We start from the raw sequence: 19,350 nt of genomic DNA, 5'->3' as shown, positions 1-19,350 counted from the left end.
AGAGAGGTGTGAACGTGAATAGTTCTGCCATTCACCTTCAAAGTCGTCAAACGGTGTACGGGACGGTCACCACCGTCAGCCGCCGACGTGGATACCGGGCCGGCGCAGCGGGTCCGGCTCGGTGCGGCGGATGATCTCCCGCACCACGGGCGGAGTGTCTCCCCGGCCGAGGATGAGGTAACGCAGCAGGTGCGCGATCGGGCTCCCCTCCGACCACTCGAAGTGCCCGTGCGGCCGGACCCCGGTGGCGTCGCGCAGGGCCAGCAGGATCGCGGCGATCGCGTTGGGCACGGCAGGGCTGCTGGCCCGCAGCACCCGGAACCCGCCGACCTCGACCCCGTGCACCCGCAGCACGTGCCTGAACTCCGACGGGTCGACCACGTCGATCTCGAGGAACAGCACGTCGGCGGCGCCGGGCACCGGGTTCATCCCGCGCTGCGCACGCTCCTTGATCGTGTACTCCTTCACCGACCCGCTCTGCCGCTTGTTCGCGATCAGGTGCAGCTGCCCGTCGTGGGCCAGCGACTCGGCGAGGAACCGGCGGGCCGGCTCGTCGAACTCGATCCGCTCGGCGCGCAGCTCGGTGGTCCGGGTGACCCGGGAGATCAGCGAGACCACGATGATGCCGAGAATGAACAGCGCGGAGATGGTGATTCCGTCCGGCTGCTCGATGACGTTCTCCAGCAGCGCGTACAGCAGCACCAGGGTCAGCACGGTGAAGCCGACGGCGGCCGAGCGCCGGCGACGGCGGGCCGCGGAGATGGTCACTGCCACCGCGCCGGAGACCATCATCGCCAGGATCCCGGTGGCGTACGCCCCGGCCTGGGCGTTGACGTCGGCCCGGAACGCGATCGTGATGGCGACGCTGACCAGGGTGTAGACGATGACCACCGGGCGCACCGCCCGCGCCCACTCCGGGGCCATGCCGTAGGAGGGCAGGTAGCGGGGCACGATGTTGATCAGGCCGGCCATCGCCGAGGCGCCGGCGAACCAGAGGATGAACACGCTGCTCACGTCGTAGACGGTGCCGAAGACCTCACCCAGGTAGCGGTGCGCCAGGAAGGCCAGCGCCCGGCCGTTCGCGGCGCCGCCCGGCCGGAACTCCTCGGCCGGGATGAGCGCCGTGGTCACGAAGGTGGTCGAGATCAGGTAGACCGACATGATCAACGCGGCGGTGGTGAGTAGCCGACGGGTGTTGCGGATCCGGGCAGCCAGCCGGGCCTGCGGGTCCAGCCCGTCGGCTGCCACGAGCGGCATCATGCTGACGCCGGTCTCGAACCCGGACAGCCCCAGCACCAGCAGAGGGAAGGCCATCACGGCGGTGAGCAGCACGTTGCCCAACCCGCCGCCCTCCGCGGTCAGCGCGGCGGTCCAGTCCGACACGATGCCCGGGTCGGCGACGATCCGGGCCACAGCGACCACCACGATCACCGCGTTGAGCAGCAGGAAGACCGCGACCAGCGGGATGGCCACCACCACGGCCTCGCGGAAGCCGAGCAGGAACACCCCGCCGAGGATGAGCAGCAGCACCACCGTGACCATGACCGGAACGTAGGGGCTGTGCAGGGTGTCCGGCAGCAACGGATTTTCCAGCAGGTGCACGGTCGCGTCAGCCGAGGAGAGGGTGATCGTGATGATCCAGGAGGTGGCCACGAAGCCCAGCAGCACGAGCACGAAGATCTTGCCTCGCCAGAACGGCAGCAGCCGCTCCAGCATCGCGACCGAGCCCTGCCCGTGCGGGCTCTCCTGGGCCACCCGCCGGTACATCGGCAGCATTCCGAACAGGGTGAGGGCGACGATCAGCAGGGTCGCGAGCGGGGAGAGCGCGCCGGCCGCCACCGCCGCGATGCCCGGCAGGTACGACAGGGTGGAGAAGTAGTCCACGCCGGTCAGGCACATCACCTGCCACCAGGAGTGCGCCCGACTCTGCGCCTCGGTCGCCTCCGGGCCCGGCGGCTGCACCTGGTGCTGGAAGAACCACCGGCGCAGCGGGCTCGCCGGCGGCGCCGGCCGGACCGGGCCGGCCACCCGTTCGGGCATCACGACACCCTGCCGGCCGCCCGGGTGCGCGCGGGCCGGGTCGCGGGCGGCGCGCAGCGCCGGGTCCGGCCCGGTGGGCGGGTGGCGACGTCCGCTGCCGCGTCGTGGTTTCGCCCGGTGCTCGTCAGCCATCGCCCGTCCCACCCTCGCAGGTCCTGATCCGACCGTAGGCGGTACGTGGTGGCCCGGCCGGTGGAACCGGGCAGGCAGACGGCCTGCTCAGGGCAGGTCCGGGCCGACGAACAGTCGCGCCAGGGCGGGCGGGTCGGCGACGGTCACCGTGGCCGCCGGGTGCCGGAGCCACCCCCCGGGCGCCAGGGCCGGCACCGGTACGCCGAAGCGCAGGCAGACCCCGCCTGCCGCGGTGCTGCCGAAGCTCACACCGCGGTCGGCCAGCGACACGTGCGGGCCGATCACCCGCCACCACCGGTACGGGCCGCTCACCTCGACGCCGGTCACGTTGTCCCGATCGGTCCGCAACTGCCACGGCCCGTACCGGATCAGCAGTTCCCGGTCGCTGACGGTGACCCAGGCGGTTGCCGGCCGGACGCCCAACAGCGCCAGGGCGGGGCGGAACACCGGGTCGAAGCGGAACGGGAACCGCGTCACGGGGCCGGTCATCCCGCACCGGGCCGGATGGCGGGTCGAGGCACCGGGCCGCCCGGCCGCAGTGGGCCGGGCCGCGCGGGCCGAGGTCGGGCGGCGGGCCGGCGCCGGGCCAGGACGGTCATGGCGCGGGCGTACCCGGAACTTGCCCGGCGACACCCCTCGTCCCGCCGGATCTCCCGCCGTCCCTCCCCGCCGCCTCTCCCCCACCGGCGGCCGGCCCGCCCCCGGGCCGGCCGCCGGTGTCAGCCGGTCGGCACCCCCCGGGTCGACCGGCTGTCCCCTCGGGGCCGACCGAGTTCTCGGACCGGCCACGTGGAGCTGGCGGGAGGGATGCGTCCCCGCGCTCCGCCCACCCCCCCTGGGGCGGAGCGCGGGAACCCCCCGTCCCGGCTACTGCAGGAACGCCCCCAGGGGCGAGAGCAGCAGCCGACCGAGCGCCGCGGCATTGTCGTCCAACCGCGTGCGCTCACACTCGCGGGCGTCCGGATCGTGCCGGCACCGCCAGATCTTCTGCGCGTTGCGCCAGGCGACATCGCGGGTGTACTCGACCAGCTCCCCCTGGTACCAGTCGTCGATGTCACCGTTGAGCATGTCGATGAGCAGCTGCCACCGCTCCAGGTAACCCCGGCGCAGGCCGGGGATCTTGTCCGCGAAGATGTTGTTGATCTCGAGGTAGTCGTGGTGCTGGTCGCTGCCGTCGACCGGCTCCGACTCCAGGTGGTCGAACGTGGTCACCAGCGCGAACGGCAGGTCGAAGTTGATGTGCGCGTTGACCCCGGCGGCCGCCGAGGGCAGCGGGCGCGCATCCGGCCCACGCATCCGCTCGAACAGGCACGACCAGGCCTTCGGGGTGCCCGGGCTGGAGTCGGTCCACAGTCGCAGCGCGTCGAAATACCGCGCCGCGAACTCGACGTCCAGCCGGGAGAGGAATGCCGGGTCGACGAAGCGGTCGTCGTACAGCCCGTCCAGCACGCTGCTGGTGATGGTCAGGTACAGCTTGTTGAAGTCGGCCAGCGGGCAACTCTCCTCCAGCGGAGGCAGCCGCACCAGCATGTCCTGGAGCTTGGTGAGGTGATCGACCACGGCCGGCACATCCGCGGGGTGGTCGGCGAGCAGGTCGACGATGTCCCGGTGCACGGGCCCCCAGACCGGTTCGGTCATCTCTCCTCCATGGTGGTCCGCAGCACCCCCGTGCCGCCGTCGACGGTGCTCAGCCTTTCAGCCGACACCCGCCCGTCGGATCAGTAGAACGACGTATCCCGGCGCGCACAGGCGCCGGCTGACGGACCGGTCGGTCAGCCGCGCCGGTTGCGCAACTGGATCGCGCTGGCCTGGACGCGGGTGCGGACCTGGAGCTTGTCGAAGATGTGCGACACGTGCACGCCGATGGTCCGCTCGCTGATGAACAGCCGCTGCCCGATCTCCTTGTTGGTCAACCCCTCGGCGACCAGGGAGAGCACCTCGCGCTCCCGCACGGTGAGCGCCGCCAGCTCGTCGTCGACCGGCTCGGCCGCCGTACCCGGCGTGCCGTTGGTGGCCTCGCGCTCCTCCAGCGGCACCCGGGCTCGCCCGGCCAGCTCCCGGATCTCCGAGGTCAAAGGCACCGCACCCAACCCCTGCGCCACCCCGTACGCCTCGCGCAGCAGCTTGCCGGCGGTGGCCACCCGGCTGCGCCGGGCCAGCAGCGCCTCGGCCTGCCGCAGCCGCGAGTACGCCGCCGGGTAGGGGTGGTTGCGACGGTCCCACTCGGCGACCGAGTTGGCCCACAGCTCCGGATCGCTGCCGTCGAGGCGGCTCACCTCGGCGGCGCAGAGCGCCAGGAAGCCGTCCACCACCGAGCGCACCGGTCGGGCCGCGGACGCGCTCTTGCGGGCCACCCGTTCGGCGGTCTCCCGCAGCCGGCGCACCGCCGTCGGGTCCACCGCGACGGTGCGGCTGGCGTGCGCCTCCGCCTCCGCGCGCAGGCCGTGCCAGACCAGCGCGGAGAGGATCGTCACGTCGTCGGAGCGACTCTCGGTCAGGCCGCGCTGCACCGCCTGCCGCGCCACGTCGTGCCGGCCCTCCCACATGGCCAGCCCGGCGCGCAGGGTGAGCAGCGGGATGACGTGCCGCGCACCACCGCCGGCGAGCACGGTGGCCACCGCGTCGAGGTCCCGGCCGGCGGCCTCGATGTCGCCGTAGCCCACCGAGAGCCGGCACCGGGCCAGGAGCAGCTCGACGGCGTCCGCGCCGGACGGGCGGTGCCGCAACGCGGCGGCGACCACCTTCTCCGCCTCGGCCCACTGGCCCACGCGGAACAGGCCGTTGGTGGCGATGGCCAGCAGCCGGGTCTCCCAGGTGCGGCCCAGCCCCAGCTCGGCCACCCGCTCGGCGCCCCGCCGGGCCACCACCACCCCCTCTTCGAGGATGTTCAGCGGCCCGGTCAGCAGCTCCGCCAGGTGCAGGTACGCGCAGGCCACATCCTCCGGCTTACCGGCGCGCTCGGCGGTGTCGAGGGCCTGGCGCATCACCGCGAGCCCGGCGTCCGGGTCCTCCAGATAGGCGTCACTGAAGCCGAGCGCCGCACTGGCCAGCACCACCTCGGTGGCGGAACCCTCCACCGTGGCGGCCAACTCCAGCGCCTCCCGGGCCCGCTGGCCTGCGTCGGCGTACCGGCCCAGGTGCAGCAGCAGCTCGGCCAGGTGCGCGGCGGCGGTGGCCCGGTCACGTGGCGAGCAGTCCGCCGCCACCAACGCCCGCTGGTACTCCTCCTCGGCCAGCGCCGAGCGCCCAGCGGCAGCCAGGTAGCGGGCCCGGCGGATGTGCAGCGCGCAGGTCGGCTCGCCACCCTGCACCGTGGCCAGCTCCTCCAGCAGGGCCAGCGCGCGGGCGTGCTCCCCACAGTGGTGGGCCGACTCGGCGGCGTGCCCGAGCAGCTCGACCCGGTCCACCGCCAGCGAGCCCGGGTCACCGGCCAGCTGCAACGCGACCGACCAGTGCCGGTGCGCCTCGGCGTAGCCGTGCAGCCGCTCGGCCTCCTGCGCGGCGGCCACCGCCGCCGGCAACGCCCGGGCCGGCTCACCGGCCAGCCGCCAGTGGTGCGCCAACCGGGCCTGGTGCAGCTCGCCCGGTGCCGCGGTCAACGCCTCGGCGTAGCGGCGGTGCAGCCCGGAGCGCTCGGCCGGCAGCAGCTCGTGTGCCAGCACCTCGGCGACGAGCCGGTGTCGCAGCCGGTAGCCGTCGTCGGCGCCGACCAGCAGCCGGTGCGCCACCGCGGCGCGGGCGGCCTCGATCAGCTCCTCCTCCGGCAGCCGGAGCACCTGGGCCAGCATCCAGTGCTGCACCGGCTCGACGCCGGTGGCCACCGCGTGCACCACCGCGTGTGCGTGCTGGGGCAGCGCGTCGACCCGGGCGAGGAAGATCTCGCGCAGCGTCTCGGACAGCCCGTCCCGGCCGTCGCGCAGGTCGCGGGCCAACTCCTCGATGACGAAGGGGTTGCCGCCGCTGCGCTGCCACACCTGGTCGGCCGCGTCGGCGGACAAGGTCCGGCCGACCACCGCGGCGGCGAGCCGTTCGGTGCCCGCCCGGTCCAGCGGGGCCAGGTCGAGCACCCGCACCGTCCGCAACCGGCGCAGCTCGGTGAGCACCCGGCGCAGCGGGTGTGCGCCCTGCAACGACTCGGCACGCACCGCGGCCAGTACCGAGAGCTGGAGGTCGCCGAGCCCGGCCAGCAGGTACAGCAGCAGCTGCCGGGTGCTCCGGTCGACCCACTGCAGGTCGTCCAGGATCAGCACCAGCGGCCGTCCCTCGGCGATCAGGTGCAGCCCGCGGGAGACCCGCTCCAGCAGCGCACCCGCGCCGTCCGGGCCGGCGGTCTCGTCGGCGAACATCTGCAACAGCCCACGGACCGCCGAGGAGGTGCGGGCCTGCGAGGCGGACAAATCAGCGTCGAAGCGCCGCAACGCCTGCAACAGCGGGTGCAGCGGGGAGGCGTCGCCGATGTCCAGACAACTGCCGGTGAGCACCAGTGCGCCCTGGTCACGCAGTTGGGCGCCGATCTCGCCGAGCAGCCGGGTCTTACCCACGCCACTCTCACCGGTCAGGAAGACGGCGGCGGTCTGCCCGTGCGAGACGTCACCGAGCAGCGCGGTCCGAACCGTCTGCACCAGCTCGGCTCGGCCCACGAGCGGTGCGGTGTCCACATCGCTGGCCATGGCACGCAGCCTAATCACACGCCCCCGAACCGTTCTACGGCCATCTCCCGCTTGTGGTACTCCTCGCGTCGACATTGCGACTAAAGGTTGCGGTGGGCCGACATACGTCGTTCTGCCGATCCCCTGTCGGCCCAGGAATGCCAATCTCCGAAGGTCGTCAACCATCAGCTGGGGAAAGGCCGGTGCGATACCCATGAGCAGCACCGTCGTCGACATGCAGCGGACCGCCCACCCACACTGGCCGGTGCCGGAGGAGAGACGCACGGTAACCGTGCTCTTCGCCGACATCGTCGGCTCCACCGCGCTGGTCGACCGGCTGGACCCGGAGGACGTCCGGGCGCTGCAACGGGCCTACTTCGACACCGTCGGCGCTGTGCTGCACCGCTGGCACGGGGTGGTCGAGAAGTACGTCGGCGACGCGGTCATGGCGCTCTTCGGCGCGCGGCACTCCGACGGCTTCGACGCGTACCGCGCGGTCCGCGCCGGACTGGAGATCCAGGCCGCGCTGGACCGTCGGCAGATGGTCGGGGACATCAAGCTGCGGGTGCGGGTCGGTGTGGCCACCGGCGAGGTGGTGGTCGACCTGGGCGGCGCCGTCAGCGGCGGCCACGGCGTGGCCAGCGGCGCGGTGATCACCACGGCTGCCCGCCTGCAGGAGTACGCGCCACCCGGCGCCGTCGCGCTCTGCGCGACCACCGCCCGGGCCACCGCCGGCCTGATCGCCCAGCGCCAACTGGCGCCGGTGCCGGTCTCCGGTCGGGTGCCGCCGATGCCGGTCTGGCACGCCGTCGGCCCCGTACGACCCAGCGCCGACCGGCACGACGGCCCGCTGATCGGCCGCCGCCGCGAGCTGGCCACCCTCCGGGACCAGCTGAGCCGGGCAGTCCGCGAGCAGAACCCGCGCTGGGTGTCCCTGGTCGGCCCGACCGGCAGCGGCCGCAGCCGACTGCTGCACGAACTGACCCGTTCGCTGACCACGGTGGACGGAGTGGCGGTGCGCTGGTGCGTGGCGACCTGCCAGCCGTACCCCGACCAGGTGCTGGCGCCGGTCGCGGAGCTGCTCCGCGATTTCGCCGGGATCCGCCACGGTGACGGCCCGGCGATGGTCCGCGACCGGCTGGCCAATGCCCTGACGCCGCTGCTCCCGCCGGCCCGGGTCGCGGCGGCGGTGCCGGCGCTGGAGCGGCTGCTGACCGCACCGGACGGCTCGGCCGCAGCGCTGGCCGGGGCGGCGATCTGCCGGGACGCCCTGCTGCGCCTGGCCGCCCACCGGCCGCTGTTCGTCGCCGTGGACGACCTGGACCGGGCCGCGCCCGCGGTGAGCCGCTTCCTGCACGCACTGTTCACCGCGGCCACCGCGCGACGGGTGCCGCTGGCCGTGGTCACCCTGCACCAGCCCCAGTGGGCCGACACCCGGCCCGGCCCCGCCCGGCGGATGACGATCCGGCCGCTGGCCGCAGTGCAGTCCGGGCGACTGCTGCGTCAGCTGTTGACCCGCGCCGGGCAGCCGGTGGACCTGGTCGACCGGCTGCTTCCGCTGGTGGGCGGCCGGCCCGGGCACGCGGCCGCGTACGTGGCATCCATCGGGGATGGTGCGGACCCGGCGGCGCTCCCGCTGCCGGAGGCGGTGCGCCGGGCCGTCGGCGCGGAGCTGGACCGGCTCGACGGCGAGCGCCGGGCGGTGCTGATGGCCGCCGGCACGCTCGACGGCGTGATCTCCGACGCGGCGCTGGACCGGGTGCTCGGCTGGACCCCCGGGCGGTCCGCTCCCGTTCTGCGCGCGCTCGTCGCCGCCGGGCTGCTGTTCCCCCGCCGCGCCAGCGGGTACGCGTTCGCGGCGCCCGCGCTGCGCCGGGTCGCCGCCGAGCGACTGCCCCGCGCGTTGCGCGCCGTCTTCGCCCACCGGGCCGCCGACGCCGCCCGCCTCGACGCTGTCCAACTCGACGCCAGTCACCTCGACACCAGCCACCTCGACGCCGTCGACCCGGACGTCCTCCGGCGGGAGGCAAGCCCCGCCGCCGACCGGCCTGCCGGCCACCCCGTCGTCGGCGCCAGGTCTGCCGCCGTTGGTTCCGAGCGTGTCGGCGCTGCCACCGCGCGCGCCGAGGTCGTGCGCCTCGACGCCGTCCGCTCCCAGGCCCGCCGCCTCGACGCCGTCTTCGCTGAGCTGGCCGCGGCGCGACCGAGTGGGTCAATCCAGCCCGCGGCGCGGCCGCGCGGGTCCGTCCAGCCTGCGGCGCTGCGCCGACACCTCCCCACCCCGACGGCGGCGGCCCCGCCGCCCGTGCCGAGTTCCGGGATCGGCCGTCCGGCGGCCGTCCGCCGGCTCCGCGCCGTCGCGTCGGCGGGCGACATGCCGTCGACGCGTTCCTCTGCGCTCGCCGTCAACCGCGCGGCCTCCCGGCTCGGCGCGCCCGTGGCGATCCTCTCCGGGGGTCATCCGCCCGTAGCCGCACCGGCGTCGCCGACCGGTGCATGCGCCGACGCTTCGCCGGCATCGGTCCGCGCGGCACCCACCGGGCCGGGGTCAGCCGGGCGACGCCCCCTGCCCGGCCACGGCGCGCTGGCCGTCGTCGGTGCTCCGCCCGGCGCGGCGCACGCCGTACCCCGCCCGCCGTTGATCCGCTGGCCAGACGGCCTGGCCGCGTCCGCCTGACGGTCCGTCGGCGGATGCGGCTGGTGGGCGAGGTACGGAGATCTACCGAACCCCTACGGCAGTTGCAGGGTAGGCGCCGGTCCAGGCGGCGAGGCTATTGCTGCGGGGCCGAGGGTGCAGTGGGGGTCACCGTCGGAGCGTCCGCTTGGCTTCCGCGTGCCTGAGGCAGACGTCTCTGTGGACGTCGGAGCGAGGCGACCGACCAACGGGATGTGCGCCCGGGGACGAGCGGGTGGGTCAGTGGTTCGCCGTTGGACTCACGGATCTCCTGTTGCAGGAGGTGGAGCGTCGGCCACCAGTCGGGGTAGCGCTCCACCACCTCGACGAGAACCGGGCTCTGCCGCAACATCTGCGCGGGCCAGTGGTGCCACGAATGAGCGAAGTTGAAGGCGGGTAGGAGCGAGGCCATCTGCAGGTTGCACTCAAGTACGTCGCCGAGCAGTTCCGCGAGGGTCAACACCTTCGGCCGCTCCACGTCGTCCGCCGTGGCGGGCTTCCCGTCGAAGAAGTACGGGCGTGCCGACGGGTCGTGGAGCAGCCGTTCGTGCCAGGCGCGAATGAGGTTGTTGACCTCCACGAGGGCGGCGGCCGACCCGATCCCGTTGTTGATGCGGCTCTGTCTCGCGACCTCCCGGGTCTGCAGTGCGGAGAAGCCGAGCGATACCGCGACCAGCACCAGACCGACGACACTGAGGACTGTCTCATTCACGGCTACGTGCCCTTCGAGAACGGGAGTCTGTCCTCACGCTAGAAAAGTGCCGCAACCATCGACACTCGTTGGGCCCGGACAGGCCCGGCCCTCAAGGGGCGGCGAGGAAGGACAGCACCCGTGGCCAGGTCGCCGCGTCGGCCTCCGGGGCGTACTCGGCGACGTCCGGATCGGTGAACAGGTGCCCCACGCCCGGATAGCGGAAGACCGTCAGGTCGGTGCCGGCCTCGGTCATCGCCCGCTGCCACTCGTCGACCTCGTCCGGCGTGTCGTACGGGTCCGGGTCGGCGAGGTGCAGTTGCACCGGCAGGCCGGGCCGGACCGACTCCGGCGCCCCACCGGTGCCGTGCAGCAGGAGCAGACCGGCGCTGTCGGGACGCTCGGCCAGCAGCGCCCCGGCCACGCCGGCACCCATCGAGAAGCCGGCGAGCACCGCCTCCGCCGGCAGTTCCCGCAGCGCCGCCCGAGCCCGGTCGAGCACCACGTCCTGGCCGATCTTGTCGAGCAGCGCGAAGCCCTCCTCGACGGTGTCGGTGGCCGGAACGCCGTACAGGTCGGGGGTGACGACCCGGTGTCCGGCGGCGCGCAGCCGGTCCGCGGCGGCGCGCACGGCGGGCCGCAGCCCGTACACGGAGTGGAACAGCACGACGTGTCGCATCTGGCCATCCTGCCCCAGCTGGGCGTCGATCCGGTGTGGCCACGCGGGCCGGCCGTCAGACCAGCGCGGCCAGCCTGGCCACCAGGTCGGACGGCGGCGGCATGGCGGCGATCTCCCGGCTGACCTGCCCGGCGGCGGTCCGCAGGCGGTCGTCGGTGAGCAGCCGGGTCAGCGTCTCCGGGGTGATGTCGCGAGGACGCAGCGCCAGGCCGGCGCCGCAGCGGGCCACCAGCTCGGCGTTGTGCCGGCGGTCTCCCGGGCCGACCGTGGCCATCTGGGGCAGGCCGGCGGCGAGGGCGCCGAAGACGCTGCCCGCCCCGCCGTGGTGGACCAGCGCCGCGCTCGCCGGCAACGCCTCGTCGAGCGGGATCCAGTCCACCGTCCGAACGTTGTCGGGCAGCGTACGGGCCGACCGCTGGTCCGGCCGGACCAGCACGAACTCGGCATCCACCTGGGCGGCGGCCGCCACCACAGCGGGCATCGGCCCCTTGTCGCCGGGGCCGGTCAGGGTGCTGCGGGTGACCAGGATCCGGGGTCGTTCACCAGGTTCCCGCAGCCAGGGCGGCAGCTCGCCGCCGCCCACGTAGGAGGTGTACCGCATCGGCCAGCCCTCCTGCGTCGCCACGCTCGGCGGTGCCACGGCGAGGGCGGCGGCCGGTGGCGGCAGCTCGCTCAGGCCGTGCCGGCGCAGCGCGGGGCCGAGCCGGGCTGAGGTGGCCTGGACCAGGTCGCGCCCGTCGAAGAGGGCGTTCTCCTGCCGGATGGCCGGCACACCCAGCCGGGCGGCGGCCACCGCGCCGGCCACCGCGAACGGCTCGTACACCACCAGGTCCGGCCGCCACTCGGTGGCCAGCTCGACGACCGGGTCGGTGAGCTGGTCGTTGAGCGCGCCGAAGAGCAGGCCGGCGCCCCGGGTGCCGGCGGTGCCGGCCAGCTCGGCCCGGGCGATCAGCGGATGGCGGGGAAAGACCCGCAGCGCGATCCGACCGAAGTCGAAGCCCGGCGCGACGTCGTGCACCGACAGGCCAGCCCCGGCGGCGGCAATCCCACCGCCACCGGTGGCCAGCAGCACGTCGTGGCCGGCGTCACGCAACGCCACGGCGAGCGGCACCAGCGGGAAGACGTGGCCGACCAGCGGCGCGGACACCACCAACACGCGCATGGCCGGGATCCTATGTCGACGGAAGCGACGCCGGGGTCCGGCTGCGCCCCCGGAACTCCGCGACCACCGCGCCGTCGTCCCGGGTGACGGTGACGTCGTAGATGCCGCTGCGGCCGTACCGGGTGCGCTCGGTGGCACGGGCGGTGAGCAGGTCACCGGCACCGGCCGGCCGGACGAAGGTGATCTCGCCGCCAGCGGCGACGGTGACCGGGCCACGGCTGTTGCAGGCCAGCGCGAAGGCGGTGTCGGCGAGCAGGAAGACGAACCCACCGTGGGCGATCGCGTGGCCGTTGAGCATCCGCTCGGTCACCCGCATCCGGGCCACCGCCGCACCGTCGCCAGCCTCGACCAGCTCGATGCCGAGGCCACGCGAGGCCGCGTCGGCGTCGAACATGTCGTACGCCGGATTGCGCTGTTCGGTCACCTCAGCTTGCCCGGCGCTGGTCGACGATGCGCCGCATCTTGCCCACCGAGCGCTCCACGCCGTCCGGCGCGAGCACGTCGACCGCCACGCTCACCCCGATGGTGTTCTTCACCAGCTCGACGAGGGTCACGCCGGCCCGCTCGGCGGCGTCCACGCCGACTCCGGCCCGCCGCTCCACCCGCACCGTCAGGGTGTCCAGCCGGCCCTGCCGGTCGAGCACGCACTGGAAGTGCGGCGACAGCTGCGGGGTGCGCAGGATCAGCTCCTCGATCTGGGTGGGGAAGATGTTCACCCCGCGCACGATCATCATGTCGTCCGTCCGGCCGGTGATCTTCTCGATCCGGCGCATCGGGCGGGCGGTGCCGGGCAGCAGCCGGGTCAGGTCCCGGGTGCGGTAGCGGACGACCGGCATCGCCTCCTTGGTCAGCGAGGTGAGCACCAGCTCGCCCTGCTCGCCGTCAGGCAGCACCGCGCCGGTCAGCGGGTCGATGATCTCCGGGTAGAAGTGGTCCTCCCAGAGGTGCAGACCGTCCTTGGTCTCGACGCACTCGGTGGCCACGCCCGGCCCCATCACCTCGGAGAGCCCGTAGATGTCGACCGCGTGGATGTCCAGCCGGTCCTCCATCTCGCGGCGCATGTCCTCGGTCCACGGTTCCGCGCCGAAGATGCCCACCCGCAGCGAGGTGGCCCGCGGGTCGACGCCCTGGCGCTGCATCTCGTCCACGATGGCCAGCATGTAGCTGGGCGTGACCATGATGACCTCGGGTTCGAAGTCGCGGATCAGCATGACCTGTCGTTCGGTCATACCGCCGGAGACCGGGATGACCGTGCAGCCCAGTTCCTCGGCGCCGTAGTGCGCGCCGAGTCCGCCGGTGAACAGCCCGTAGCCGTACGCCACGTGCACCCGATCACCGGGACGGCCGCCGGAGGCGCGGATCGACCGGGCCATCAGCCGGGCCCAGGTCCGCAGGTCGTCGCGGGTGTAGCCGACCACCGTCGGCCGGCCGGTGGTGCCGGAGGAGGCGTGCAGCCGGGCGACCCGTTCCCGGGGTACGGCGAACATGCCGAACGGGTAGTTCTCCCGCAGCTCCGCCTTGCCGGTGAACGGGAAGCGGGCCAGGTCTGCGAGGTCCCGGCAGTCGTCGGGGTGCACGCCGGCCTCGTCGAACGCCCGGCGGTAGTGCGGCACGTTGTCGTACGCGTGCCGCAACGACCAGCGCAGCCGCTCGTGTTGCAGGGCTCGCAGCTCGTCGACGCCGGCCCGCTCGATGGGCTCCAACTCCTCGCGACGAGGGGTGCGGTCCTGCATCGCCTGCCTCCTTCGAACGACGGTCCCGGCACGGCTGCCGGTACCGTACGCCCGGCCCGGAGGGCTCACCACCGCCGCCCCCGGAGCAGGGCTGGGCGCTTGGTAGTCGCGGCAGCGCGTCGACCGGGGGCGCCAGCTCGGGGTGGCCTCCGCCTGGGCCGACGCGTCCGCCAGCGAGCGCGACCCCTGCCGCGCCGCTCGCGAAGGTGGCGCCGGGGGCGGGCGGATGACCCGACCCGGCGCCACTGCGATCATCGCGTTGCCATTGTCTAGCAATTGCAAGTTATGTGCAACAAGGTCTGGACAGACACGTTGAGTCGTAACTAGCCTGATCGCCATGACTCCTTACATCACGAATGCGTCGGCGTGGCAGGAGAGCTGGGACCGCCAGCAGGAGGCGTACCTGCCGGACCGGGAACACCGGTTCACCGCCATGCTCGACGCCGTCGACGCGGTCCTCGACGGCCGACCGCCGCGCCTGCTTGACCTGGCCGGCGGCACCGGCACCATCTCGCTGCGAGTGCTGGCGCGCTTCCCCACCGCCGAGGTGACCCTGGTGGACCTCGACCCGGCGCTGCTGGCCATCGCCGGCGCCTCACTGACGGATCGCGCCACCATCGTCACCGCCGACCTCGGTGCCCCCGAGTGGCGCTCCGCGCTCCCCCATCAGGAGTACGACGGCGTGCTCACCGCCACCGCGCTGCACTGGCTGCCGGCCGACCGGCTCGGTGCGCTCTACGGCGAGATCCGCGACATGCTGCGACCGGGCGGGATCTTCGTCAACGCCGACCACATGCCCGACGACTCCCTGCCCGAGTTGACCAAGCGGCTGCTCGACCGGGCGCGGGACCGGCGCGCCGCCCGGTACGCCGCCGGTGCGGTCCCCTCCTGGTCGGAGTGGTGGGAGCGGGCCGGCGCCGACCCGGTGCTCGGTCCACTGGTCACCCAGCGGCACGCCATCTACCCGACCGGGCACAGCCCGGAGTGGAACCCGCCGGTCTCCTGGCACCTGGCCGCGCTCACCACGGCCGGGTTCACCGAGGTCGGCACGGTGTGGCGGGGCGGCCCCGACGCCGTCGTGGGGGCGGTTCGCTGACAGCCGGCCGGGAGCGCGAACACGCGGCTCGTCCGGCGATATGCTGGCGCCGGAGCCACCGGGCTCCCCGGCGGTGGGGCCCGCCGCCCCGGCTCGCGCCGGGGAAACCGCGACACCACGCCAACGGTCCCTGCCAGTGACACCCGTGCTGGTGGGAGGGCCCGTGTCCGGATCATTCGAGCCGCGTACCGACCCGGACGTCGACCTTCGCGTCCCCGCCGACCGCGACGAGCTGAGCACCCGTCCAGCCACGGTTCTCGCTGCGGTCGCGGCCGGCGGGGTGCTCGGCGCGCTGGCCCGGGCCGGCCTGCAACACGCCGCCCCCCACGCGCCGACCGACTTCCCGTGGGCGACGTTCGGCGTCAACCTGTCCGGCTGCCTGCTGATCGGCGTGCTGATGGCGGCACTCGCGCACCTCGGCGGTGGGCGTCCGCTGGTCCGCCCGTTCCTCGGGGTCGGGGTGCTCGGCGGGTTCACCACGTTCTCCACGTACGCGGTGGACATCCAGCAGGCGCTGGTCGCGGGTTCTCCGGGCACCGCGCTGGCCTACCTGGCCGCGACCGTGGTCGGGGCACTGGTCGCGGTCGGGCTGGGCGACGCCGCCACCGCCGGGTTGCTGCGTCGCCGAGCACAGCGGGTCAGCCGATGACGGTGCTGCTCATCGCCCTGGGCGCGGCCGTCGGCGCACCGCTGCGCTACCTCACCGACCGGGCCGTGCAGTCCCGGCACGACTCGGCGTTCCCCTGGGGCACGCTGACCGTCAATGTGGTCGGGTCGCTGCTGCTCGGCGTGCTCGTCGGGCTGCCGGCCGGCCCGGCGGTCAGCGCGCTGCTCGGCACCGGGTTCTGCGGCGCGCTGACCACCTACTCCACCTTCAGCTATGAGACGCTGCGCCTGGCCCAGACCGGCAAACGGCTCCTCGCGCTGGCCAACGTGCTGACCAGCGTCGCCGCCGGGCTCGCCGCGGTCACCGCCGGCTACGCCCTGGCCCGCGCCCTGACCGGCTGACCGCGCGGAGACGCGCGGGAAACCCCGCCCCACCCCGACACCCGTCAGCGCCCACGCCCTGATCGGCTGGCCGCTCACAAGATACCGAGGATATATACGCGAGGTATACCCCCGGTGTATTGTCCTGGCATGAGCGTGCCACTGACACTTCTCGGCCTCCTCGAACGGGAGCCCAGCCACGGCTACGACCTGAAGCGCGACTACGACGCCTTCTTCGGGCGGGGCAAACCGCTGCCATTCGGCCAGGTCTACTCCACCCTCAGCCGCCTGGCCCGGGACGGGAAGGTGGTGATCAGCGACGTCGCCCCCGGCTCGGGCCCCGACCGCAAGCGCTACATCATCACCGACGTCGGCGCGACCGAGGTCGAGCAGTGGCTGACCCAGCCGGTCGAGCCGGAGCCACACCTGCAGACCGTGCTCTTCGCGAAGGTCGTGCTCGCGCTGATGCTGGATCGTCCGGCCGACGAATACCTCGACACGCAGCGCAGCGCGCACCTGCGGCGGATGCGCGAGCTCACCGAGGTCAAGCGCACCGGCAACCTGGTCGACGCGCTGCTCGCCGACCACGGCCTGTACCACTTGGAGGCGGACCTCCGGTGGATCGAGATGACCGGCGCCCGACTGGACGCCCTGAAGAAGGAGGTGCGGCCGTGAGCGTCGTGATCGAAGCACGCAACGTGGAGTTCTCCTTCGGTCAGACCCCCGCACTGCGCGGCGCCAGCGTCGCCGTGGACGCGGGCGAGATCCTCGCCGTCATGGGGCCCAGCGGCTCGGGCAAGTCCACCCTGTTGCACTGCCTGGCCGGCATCCTCGTGCCCGACTCCGGCGAGATCCTCTTCGACGGTGCCCGGGTCGACGCCATGGCCGAGACCGAGCGCAGCAGCCTGCGCCGGGACCGCTTCGGCTTCGTGTTCCAGTTCGGCCAGCTCGTCCCCGAGCTGACCGCCGTGGAGAACGTCGCCCTGCCGCTGCTGCTCAGCGGCGTGCGCCGGACGCAGGCGCTGCGCAGGGCGCACACCTGGTTCGAGCGCCTCGGCCTGGACGGCCTGGAGCAGCGGCGGTCGGGTGAGCTGTCCGGTGGGCAGGCGCAACGCGTCGCCCTCGCCCGCGGCCTGGTCGCCGAGCCGCAGGTGCTCTTCGCCGACGAGCCGACCGGCGCGCTCGACTCGCTCACCGGCGAGCAGGTCATGGACCTGCTGGTCAGCGCCGCCCGCGAGCAGGGCACCACGGTCATCCTGGTCACCCACGAGCCCAGGATCGCCGCGTACGCCGACCGTGAGGTCATGGTCCGCGACGGGCGCGTGAACGCGCCGGACAGGATCGCCTCATGATCGGCTTCGGGCTCCGCCTCGCCGTGGCCGGCGGCCGCGAGGCGCTCACCCGCCTGGCCCTCATCGCCGCCGCCGTCGCGGTCGGCAGCGGACTGCTGCTGACCACCCTGGCCGGGGTCAACGCCGTCAATGCGCAGCTCACCCGGTCCGCATCGGTGTATCCCAGCGCCTCGACGGGCGGCGACGTCGATCCCCTGTGGTGGTCGACCCGGGAGGACTACTTCCACGGCAAGCAGATCATCCGAATCGACGTGGCAGCCAGCGGACACAGTGCGCCCACCCCGCTCGGCATCCCTGCCACCCCTGGCCCCGGGGAGTACTACGTCTCGCCCGCGTTGCGCGAACTGCTGGCCGCTCAGCCGGCCGACCAACTGGACGACCGCTACCCGGGACGTGACCTCGGCACCGTCGGCCCGGCCGCACTGACCTCACCGGACACCCTGCTCGTCATCATGGGTGGCACCCAGGACGAGGTCGCCGGGCTGCCCCTCGCCAGGCAGGTCACCAGCGTCGGCGACACTCCCGCAATCCCCGAGACGACGGTGAACCTCATCCTGGGCGTGATCGCCGGTGGGCTGCTGTTTCCGGTGCTGATCTTCATCGGCACCGCCACCCGGCTCAGCGCAGCCCGCCGGGAGCAGCGCTTCGCCGCGATGCGCCTGGTCGGCGCGACACCGAAACAGATCTCGATGGTCGCCGCGGTGGAGGCGACCGCCGCGGCCGTCGCCGGCACCGCCCTCGGCTTCGTGCTGTTCTACGCGTTGCGCGGCCCGATGGCGGGCATCCCGTTCACCGGCATGCCGTTCTTTCCCAGCGACATGTCGCTGGGCGTGCTGGACGTGCTGCTCGTGGCGCTCGGCGTCCCGGCCGGCGCGGCGGTGGCAGCCCAGGTCTCGCTGCGCCGCGTGCGAATCTCGCCGCTCGGCGTCACCCGTCGGGTCACCCCACGCGCACCGCGTGCATACCGGCTGATCCCGATCCTCTTCGGCGTCGCTGTGCTGTTCTTCGCCATCGGCTACCGGCCCGAGACCTCCGACGGCCAGACCGCGGTGTTCCTGCCCGGCCTGCTGCTCATCATGGCCGGCCTGGTCCTCGCCGGCCCGTGGTTGACGATGGTCGGCGCCCGGGTCATGGCCCGGTACGCCGGCCGCCCCGCCACTCTCATCGCCGCGCGACGCCTCGCCGACAACCCGAAGGCCGGCTTCCGGGCGATCAGCGGCATCATGGTCGCGCTCTTCGTCACGAGCGTGGCCGTCGGCGTGATCACCACGATCGTCGCCAACCGCGGGCCGGCGCCGATCGGCTCGACCGAGGCGGGCACCGTGTCCATGGACTTCGGCAGGGAGGCACCATCGGTGCCCGACGCGCTGTTCTCCGAACTGCGTTCGACCAGCGGCGTACGGTTCGCGGCCACGGTACGCGAGAACCCGGACAGGCTGAGCGCCAGCGAGCCCGGGCTGATCGCGTGCACCGACCTCCCGAGCGCGTACGGCCGGTGCGCCGACGGCGCAGGCGTCGCCGAGGTCGCGATGGGCTTCATCCCCTTCCGGGAATCGGCGTCGCCCACGAGGGTCTGGCAGACCGCGTCGGTCCCGCTCGGCGATCTCCAGAGGCTGCCGGTGCTGTCGATCGTCGTCGGCACGGACGGTTCCGCCGCCGCCGTCGAGCGCTCGCGCACCGTCCTCGAGGCCGCCTTCCCGACCTTCCGGGTGGCACCGAACGTGCCCGGCGACTTCGAGTCGGGCTTTGCCAACACGCTGCGCGGCTGGGAACAACTGGCCAACGTCATCATCATCGCCAGCCTCGCGCTCGCCGGTTGCAGCCTCGCGGTCAGTGTGATCGGCGGTCTCACCGAGCGCAGGCGCCCGTTCAGCCTGCTGCGCCTCAGCGGCGCACCGGTACAGGTCCTGCGCAGGGTGGTCGCGCTGGAAAGCGCCGTACCGATGCTCGCCGTCGCCGCAGTGGCCATCGGGATGGGCCTCCTCGCTGCCCACCTGTTCCTTCGGGCCCAGATGGACTACACGCTCATCGTGCCCGAGCCGCGCTTCTACGTGATCGTCGTCGTCGGGTTGGCCACCTGCCTCGGCGTCATCGCCTCCACCCTGCCGCTGCTGGAACGCATCACCGGACCGGAGACCGCCCGCAGCGAATAGTC

At 73.4% G+C, this 19,350-nt stretch carries 16 protein-coding genes; 7 read left to right on the top strand and 9 right to left on the bottom strand.

Features of this window, described 5'->3' with window-relative positions; translation table 11 throughout:
* Positions 1–75 precede the first annotated feature (75 nt).
* The 4 genes from ABZV00_RS21500 to ABZV00_RS21485 form a co-directional block, all read right to left on the bottom strand.
* On the bottom strand, positions 76–2,040 hold the full coding sequence (locus ABZV00_RS21500) for an amino acid transporter (RefSeq protein WP_355609003.1): 1,965 nt from the start codon (positions 2,038–2,040) through the stop codon (positions 76–78).
* A gap of 219 nt (positions 2,041–2,259) precedes the next feature.
* Positions 2,260–2,649, bottom strand: coding sequence for a hypothetical protein (locus ABZV00_RS21495; RefSeq protein ID WP_355608888.1), 390 nt, complete (start codon positions 2,647–2,649; stop codon positions 2,260–2,262).
* A gap of 390 nt (positions 2,650–3,039) precedes the next feature.
* Positions 3,040–3,810, bottom strand: coding sequence for a DUF5995 family protein (locus tag ABZV00_RS21490; protein WP_355608885.1), 771 nt, complete (start codon positions 3,808–3,810; stop codon positions 3,040–3,042).
* A gap of 134 nt (positions 3,811–3,944) precedes the next feature.
* Complete coding sequence (locus ABZV00_RS21485; RefSeq protein ID WP_355608883.1) at positions 3,945–6,842, bottom strand: AAA family ATPase; 2,898 nt, start codon at positions 6,840–6,842, stop codon at positions 3,945–3,947.
* A gap of 193 nt (positions 6,843–7,035) precedes the next feature.
* On the opposite strand from ABZV00_RS21485, the gene ABZV00_RS21480 reads away from it, so the two are divergent.
* On the top strand, positions 7,036–9,498 hold the full coding sequence (locus tag ABZV00_RS21480) for an adenylate/guanylate cyclase domain-containing protein (RefSeq protein ID WP_355608881.1): 2,463 nt from the start codon (positions 7,036–7,038) through the stop codon (positions 9,496–9,498).
* Between the two features lie 94 nt (positions 9,499–9,592).
* Here the strand turns inward: ABZV00_RS21480 and ABZV00_RS21475 are convergent, their stop codons facing one another.
* The 5 genes from ABZV00_RS21475 to paaK form a co-directional block, all read right to left on the bottom strand.
* Positions 9,593–10,207 (bottom strand): hypothetical protein, encoded by a 615-nt coding sequence (locus ABZV00_RS21475; protein ID WP_355608878.1) that lies wholly within the window; start codon positions 10,205–10,207, stop codon positions 9,593–9,595.
* 91 nt (positions 10,208–10,298) lie between these two features.
* Positions 10,299–10,865 (bottom strand): dienelactone hydrolase family protein, encoded by a 567-nt coding sequence (locus ABZV00_RS21470; RefSeq protein WP_355608875.1) that lies wholly within the window; start codon positions 10,863–10,865, stop codon positions 10,299–10,301.
* 55 nt (positions 10,866–10,920) lie between these two features.
* Complete coding sequence (locus tag ABZV00_RS21465) at positions 10,921–12,027, bottom strand: nucleotide disphospho-sugar-binding domain-containing protein (protein ID WP_355608873.1); 1,107 nt, start codon at positions 12,025–12,027, stop codon at positions 10,921–10,923.
* A gap of 10 nt (positions 12,028–12,037) precedes the next feature.
* Positions 12,038–12,421 carry a hydroxyphenylacetyl-CoA thioesterase PaaI gene (gene paaI / locus ABZV00_RS21460; protein WP_355609000.1) on the bottom strand — a complete coding sequence of 128 codons (384 nt, stop codon included), beginning with the start codon at positions 12,419–12,421 and terminating at the stop codon, positions 12,038–12,040.
* A 31-nt stretch (positions 12,422–12,452) separates the two neighbouring features.
* Positions 12,453–13,760 carry a phenylacetate--CoA ligase PaaK gene (gene paaK / locus ABZV00_RS21455; protein WP_355608870.1) on the bottom strand — a complete coding sequence of 436 codons (1,308 nt, stop codon included), beginning with the start codon at positions 13,758–13,760 and terminating at the stop codon, positions 12,453–12,455.
* 337 nt (positions 13,761–14,097) lie between these two features.
* Between paaK and ABZV00_RS21450 the strand changes: the two genes are divergently transcribed.
* The 6 genes from ABZV00_RS21450 to ABZV00_RS21425 all read left to right on the top strand — a co-directional run bounded on the left by ABZV00_RS21450 (position 14,098) and on the right by ABZV00_RS21425 (position 19,348).
* On the top strand, positions 14,098–14,856 hold the full coding sequence (locus ABZV00_RS21450; protein ID WP_355608868.1) for a class I SAM-dependent methyltransferase: 759 nt from the start codon (positions 14,098–14,100) through the stop codon (positions 14,854–14,856).
* A 163-nt stretch (positions 14,857–15,019) separates the two neighbouring features.
* A complete protein-coding gene (locus ABZV00_RS21445) occupies positions 15,020–15,505 on the top strand; it encodes a CrcB family protein (RefSeq protein WP_355608865.1) in 486 nt (161 codons plus the stop codon).
* Positions 15,502–15,864 carry a fluoride efflux transporter CrcB gene (gene crcB / locus ABZV00_RS21440; protein ID WP_355608862.1) on the top strand — a complete coding sequence of 121 codons (363 nt, stop codon included), beginning with the start codon at positions 15,502–15,504 and terminating at the stop codon, positions 15,862–15,864. The genes ABZV00_RS21445 and crcB overlap by 4 nt, the downstream gene beginning before the upstream one ends.
* Before the next feature lie 129 nt (positions 15,865–15,993).
* On the top strand, positions 15,994–16,518 hold the full coding sequence (locus ABZV00_RS21435; protein WP_355608859.1) for a PadR family transcriptional regulator: 525 nt from the start codon (positions 15,994–15,996) through the stop codon (positions 16,516–16,518).
* On the top strand, positions 16,515–17,195 hold the full coding sequence (locus ABZV00_RS21430) for an ABC transporter ATP-binding protein (RefSeq protein ID WP_328416327.1): 681 nt from the start codon (positions 16,515–16,517) through the stop codon (positions 17,193–17,195). Before ABZV00_RS21435 ends, ABZV00_RS21430 begins: the two co-directional genes overlap by 4 nt.
* The gene (locus tag ABZV00_RS21425) at positions 17,192–19,348 is read left to right on the top strand and encodes an FtsX-like permease family protein (RefSeq protein WP_355608856.1); all 2,157 of its coding nucleotides are present in this window, start codon (positions 17,192–17,194) and stop codon (positions 19,346–19,348) included. Before ABZV00_RS21430 ends, ABZV00_RS21425 begins: the two co-directional genes overlap by 4 nt.
* Positions 19,349–19,350: the final 2 nt, after the last annotated feature.

The organism is Micromonospora sp. NPDC005173 (assembly GCF_040608515.1).
Taxonomy (GTDB): Bacteria; Actinomycetota; Actinomycetes; order Mycobacteriales; family Micromonosporaceae; genus Micromonospora.
The sequence above is the reverse complement of the archived record's forward strand: the minus strand, read 5'-3'. Positions and strand labels throughout refer to the sequence as shown.

Coding starts and splice junctions, on each gene's coding strand:
- ABZV00_RS21435 (WP_355608859.1), top strand. CDS start 15,994: ATGAGCGTGCCACTGACACTTCTCGGCCTCCTCGAACGGGAGCCCAGC.
- ABZV00_RS21485 (WP_355608883.1), bottom strand. CDS start 6,842: ATGGCCAGCGATGTGGACACCGCACCGCTCGTGGGCCGAGCCGAGCTG.
- ABZV00_RS21450 (WP_355608868.1), top strand. CDS start 14,098: ATGACTCCTTACATCACGAATGCGTCGGCGTGGCAGGAGAGCTGGGAC.
- ABZV00_RS21490 (WP_355608885.1), bottom strand. CDS start 3,810: ATGACCGAACCGGTCTGGGGGCCCGTGCACCGGGACATCGTCGACCTG.
- crcB (WP_355608862.1), top strand. CDS start 15,502: ATGACGGTGCTGCTCATCGCCCTGGGCGCGGCCGTCGGCGCACCGCTG.
- ABZV00_RS21465 (WP_355608873.1), bottom strand. CDS start 12,027: ATGCGCGTGTTGGTGGTGTCCGCGCCGCTGGTCGGCCACGTCTTCCCG.
- ABZV00_RS21480 (WP_355608881.1), top strand. CDS start 7,036: ATGAGCAGCACCGTCGTCGACATGCAGCGGACCGCCCACCCACACTGG.
- paaI (WP_355609000.1), bottom strand. CDS start 12,421: ATGTTCGACGCCGACGCGGCCTCGCGTGGCCTCGGCATCGAGCTGGTC.
- ABZV00_RS21425 (WP_355608856.1), top strand. CDS start 17,192: ATGATCGGCTTCGGGCTCCGCCTCGCCGTGGCCGGCGGCCGCGAGGCG.
- paaK (WP_355608870.1), bottom strand. CDS start 13,760: ATGCAGGACCGCACCCCTCGTCGCGAGGAGTTGGAGCCCATCGAGCGG.
- ABZV00_RS21500 (WP_355609003.1), bottom strand. CDS start 2,040: ATGCCCGAACGGGTGGCCGGCCCGGTCCGGCCGGCGCCGCCGGCGAGC.
- ABZV00_RS21470 (WP_355608875.1), bottom strand. CDS start 10,865: ATGCGACACGTCGTGCTGTTCCACTCCGTGTACGGGCTGCGGCCCGCC.